Annotated in this window: 3 protein-coding genes; 1 reads left to right on the top strand and 2 read right to left on the bottom strand. The window is 70.0% G+C overall.

The window, feature by feature from the left end:
• Window positions 1-511, bottom strand: a 511-nt coding sequence (gene ccmA / locus HMPREF0731_RS09790; RefSeq protein WP_007003949.1) for a heme ABC exporter ATP-binding protein CcmA, incomplete at its 3' end; no start/stop codon positions are given.
• Window positions 512-604: 93 nt separating this feature from the next.
• On the opposite strand from ccmA, the gene acnA reads away from it, so the two are divergent.
• Window positions 605-3,301, top strand: a complete 2,697-nt coding sequence (acnA, locus tag HMPREF0731_RS09785) for an aconitate hydratase AcnA (protein WP_007003948.1) — start codon at window positions 605-607, stop codon at window positions 3,299-3,301.
• A 396-nt stretch (window positions 3,302-3,697) separates the two neighbouring features.
• On the opposite strand, the gene HMPREF0731_RS09780 is transcribed toward acnA, so the two are convergent.
• Window positions 3,698-4,124, bottom strand: a 427-nt coding sequence (locus HMPREF0731_RS09780) for a methyl-accepting chemotaxis protein (RefSeq protein ID WP_007003946.1), incomplete at its 5' end; no start/stop codon positions are given.

Below are 4,124 nucleotides of genomic sequence, written 5' to 3'. Positions count from 1 at the left end.
GCGCCGCCAGCAGCGCGCCGAATCGCTCGATCGAGGCGGCGTCCAGCCCGACCGAGGGCTCGTCCAGCAGCCAGAGCGGCACCGGGGCGAGCGCCAGCCGGGCCAGCGCCAGGCGCCGCTTCTGCCCGGCCGAGAGCAGCCGCGCCGGCAGCTCGGCCAGGGGCGCCAGGTCCAGCGCGGCCAGGGCCTGCCGCACATCGCCGCCCCAGAGCCGGGCCCAGAAGGCCAGGTTCTCGGCGGCGCTGAGGCCGGGCTTCAGGGCGTCGGCATGCGCCAGGTAGCGCAGCCGGGCGGCATGGGCGGCGCGGTCGGCCAGGGCGGGCTCGCCCTGCCAGAGCAGCGCGCCCTCGGCCAGCGGCACCAGCCCGGCCAGCACCCGGAGCAGGGTGGATTTGCCCGCGCCATTGGCGCCGGTCAGCAGCACGGCCTCGCCCGGCGCCACCTGGCAGGACAGGCCGGCGAAGACCAGCCGATCCCCCCGCAGAACCCCAATCTCTCTCGCTTCCAGCACGGCACCCCGGTCCCACGCCCGCCGATGGACCGTGGCATCGCTCCGTGTAATAAGCGGCAGCGTTCGCAGCAAATAGTGAGGGGACCCCGGACCATGCGGATGATCGGGCAGGACAGCCTGAAAGCGCACCAGGCGCTGACGGTGGACGGCAAGGTTTACCATTATTTCAGCCTGCCCGAAGCGGCGAAGAGCATCGGCGACATCAGCCGCCTGCCCTTCAGCCTGAAGGTGCTGCTGGAAAACATCCTGCGCTTCGAGGATGGGCGCTCCTACACCACGGACGACGCCCGCGCCGTCGCCGAATGGGTCAAGGAAGGCCGGTCCGACAAGGAGGTGCCGTTCCGCCCGGCGCGCATCCTCATGCAGGACTTCACCGGCGTTCCCGCCGTGGTCGACCTCGCCGCCATGCGCGACGGCATCACCAAGCTGGGCGGCGACCCGCGCCGGGTGAACCCGCTGGTGCCGGTGGATCTGGTGATCGACCACTCTGTCATGGTCGATGTCTCCGCCACCCCGACCGCGCTCCAGAAGAACGTGGACATCGAGTTCGAGCGCAATGGCGAGCGCTACGAGTTCCTGCGCTGGGGCCAGGAGGCGTTCAACAATTTCCGCGTCGTGCCGCCCGGCACCGGCATCTGCCACCAGGTGAACCTGGAATACCTGGCGCAGGGCGTGTGGACCGCGACGGATGCGGGCGACACCTTCGCCTACCCCGACAGCTGCTACGGCACCGACAGCCACACCACCATGGTGAACGGCCTGGGCGTGCTGGGCTGGGGCGTCGGCGGCATCGAGGCCGAGGCGGCCATGCTGGGCCAGCCCATCGCCATGCTGATCCCCGACGTCATCGGCTTCAAGCTGCATGGCAAGCTGCGCGAGGGCGTGACCGCCACCGACCTGGTGCTGACGGTCACCCAGATGCTGCGCAAGAAGGGCGTGGTCGGCAAGTTCGTCGAGTTCTACGGCCCGGGCCTGGCCGACATGGCGCTGGCCGACCGCGCCACCATCGGCAACATGGCCCCGGAATATGGCGCGACCTGCGGCATCTTCCCGGTGGACGAGGTGACGCTGGACTATCTGCGCCTGTCCGGCCGCGACGAGCACCGCATCAAGCTGGTGCGCGAATACTACAAGGCCCAGGGCATGTTCCGCGAGGAGGGCCAGCCCGACCCCGTGTTCACCGACACGCTGGAGCTGGACATGTCGACGGTGGTGCCGTCCATGGCCGGCCCGAAGCGCCCGCAGGACCGCGTCGAGCTGACCAACGCCGCCCCGGCCTTCGCCAAGGAGCTGGCCTCGGGCAATCTGGGCGTGCCGGGCGACAAGGCCGATCTGCGCGTGCCCGTCGCCGGGTCGAATTTCGACCTCGGCCATGGCGATGTGGTGATCGCCGCCATCACCTCCTGCACCAACACCTCGAACCCGTACGTCCTGGTGGCGGCGGGCCTGGTGGCGAAGAAGGCCAATGAGCTGGGCCTGAAGCCGAAGCCCTGGGTGAAGACCTCGCTGGCGCCGGGCAGCCAGGTGGTCACCGACTATCTGGACAAGGCCGATCTGTCGAAGCACCTGGACGCGCTCGGCTTCCAGACAGTGGGCTATGGCTGCACCACCTGCATCGGCAATTCCGGCCCGCTGCCCGACCCGATCGTGGATGCGATCGAGGAGAACAAGCTGGTCGCCGTCTCGGTCCTCTCGGGCAACCGCAATTTCGAGGGCCGCGTCCACCAGAACGTGCGCGCCAACTACCTGGCCTCGCCGCCGCTGGTCGTCCTCTACGCGCTGGCCGGGTCGATCTCGCTCGACGTCACCAAGGAGCCGATCGGCACCGGCAAGGACGGCCAGCCGGTCTATCTGAAGGACATCTGGCCGAGCACGAAGGAGGTGAACGACACCGTCGCCGCCGTCGTGACCCGCGAGATGTTCCAGGAGCGCTATTCGGACGTCTTCAAGGGCCCCGAGCAGTGGCAGGCGATCCGCGTCGATGCGGGCTCGGACACCTATCGCTGGAACTCCGGCTCCACCTACGTGCAGAACCCGCCCTATTTCGAGGGCATGGACGCCGAGCCGAAGCCGATCGCCTCGGTCCACGGCGCGCGGGTGCTGGCCAAGCTGGGTGATTCCATCACCACCGACCACATCAGCCCGGCCGGCAACATCAAGAAGACCTCGCCCGCCGGCGAGTATCTGGTCGAGCACCAGGTCCGGCAGGCGGACTTCAACAGCTACGGCGCCCGCCGCGGCAACCATGAAGTCATGATGCGCGGCACCTTCGCCAACATCCGCATCAAGAACGAGATGGTGCCGGGCATCGAGGGCGGGATCACCAAGCACCAGCCCTCGGGCGAGGTGATGCCGATCTACGACGCGGCCATGAAGTACAAGGCCGAGGGCACGCCGCTGGTGATCTTCGGCGGCAAGGAATACGGCACCGGCTCGTCGCGCGACTGGGCGGCCAAGGGCACCTTCCTGCTCGGCGTCAAGGCCGTCATCACCGAGAGCTTCGAGCGCATCCACCGCTCGAACCTGGTCGGCATGGGCGTGCTGCCGCTGGTGTTCAAGCCGGGCGAGAACCGCGAGACGCTGGGCCTGACCGGCGAGGAGACCATCGACATCCTGGGCCTGGAGGAGCTGAAGCCGCGCATGCTGCTGAAGCTCGTCATCCACCGCCCGGATGGCAGCACCACGGAGACCGAGGTGCAGTGCCGCGTCGATACCGCCGACGAGGTCGAGTACTACAAGAATGGCGGCATCCTGCACTACGTGCTGCGCAACATGGCCAAGGCCGCCTGATCCGCGCGGCCCCGCCACCGCGCGGAGCCAGACAGAAGGGCCGGGGCAGCGATGCCCCGGCCCTTTCTGTTGCGCGCCGGCCCTTCTGCGCCGGCTCCTTCGTGCCGCCCCTGGCGCGGCGGGGCGCTGCCGGCTCAGCCGCCCTGGCGCGGCGGGGCGAACAGGCTGGCGCCCCAGGGCAGGTCGATCAGCCCCTGCAGGGCGGTGCTGGGGGTCAGGCGGCGGGGGGTTTGCGTCCGGGTGAGCATCGGGGAGATCCTCCTGTGGCGCCGCGGCTGCATAAGCCGTGGCGAATGGAACACCCCGCATCTGGGCACGCCCCCCGGCCGATACCTGGAGCCAGGGCGTCCGCCAGGTGAAAAGGCGGACAGGCGGCGCGGCGCCTGCCCTCCCCGTTCAGACCGCGCGCACGGCGGAGAGAAAACCGTCCACCTGCCGCTGCAGCTTGCCGCCGACAGCGCGCAGCTCCTCCACCGCGGCGAAGACGGTGGCGGCGGAACGGCCGGTGGCGGCGCTGTCCTCCGCCACCCCGGCGATGGTCTGCGTCACCTCCTGCGTGCCATGCGCGGCGAGCTGCACGCTGCGGGCGATCTCCTGCGTCGCGACGCTCTGCTGCTCCACCGCCGCGGCGATGGCGCTGGCCGACTGGTCGATGCCGGCGACGCCATCGGCGATGGCGCGCATCGCCTCCACCGCCGACCCCGTGGCGCCCTGGATCTCGGTCACCAGCTGGGCGATGCCGTCGGTGGCGCGGGCGGTCTCGGTGGCGAGGTTCTTCACCTCGGAGGCGACGACGGCGAAGCCCTTGCCCGCCTCCCCCGCC

It is taken from the genome of Pseudoroseomonas cervicalis ATCC 49957 (assembly GCF_000164635.1).
In the GTDB taxonomy this organism is placed as follows: Bacteria; Pseudomonadota; Alphaproteobacteria; order Acetobacterales; family Acetobacteraceae; genus Pseudoroseomonas; species Pseudoroseomonas cervicalis.
The sequence above is the reverse complement of the archived record's forward strand: the minus strand, read 5'-3'. Positions and strand labels throughout refer to the sequence as shown.

Coding starts and splice junctions, on each gene's coding strand:
- acnA (WP_007003948.1), top strand. CDS start 605: ATGCGGATGATCGGGCAGGACAGCCTGAAAGCGCACCAGGCGCTGACG.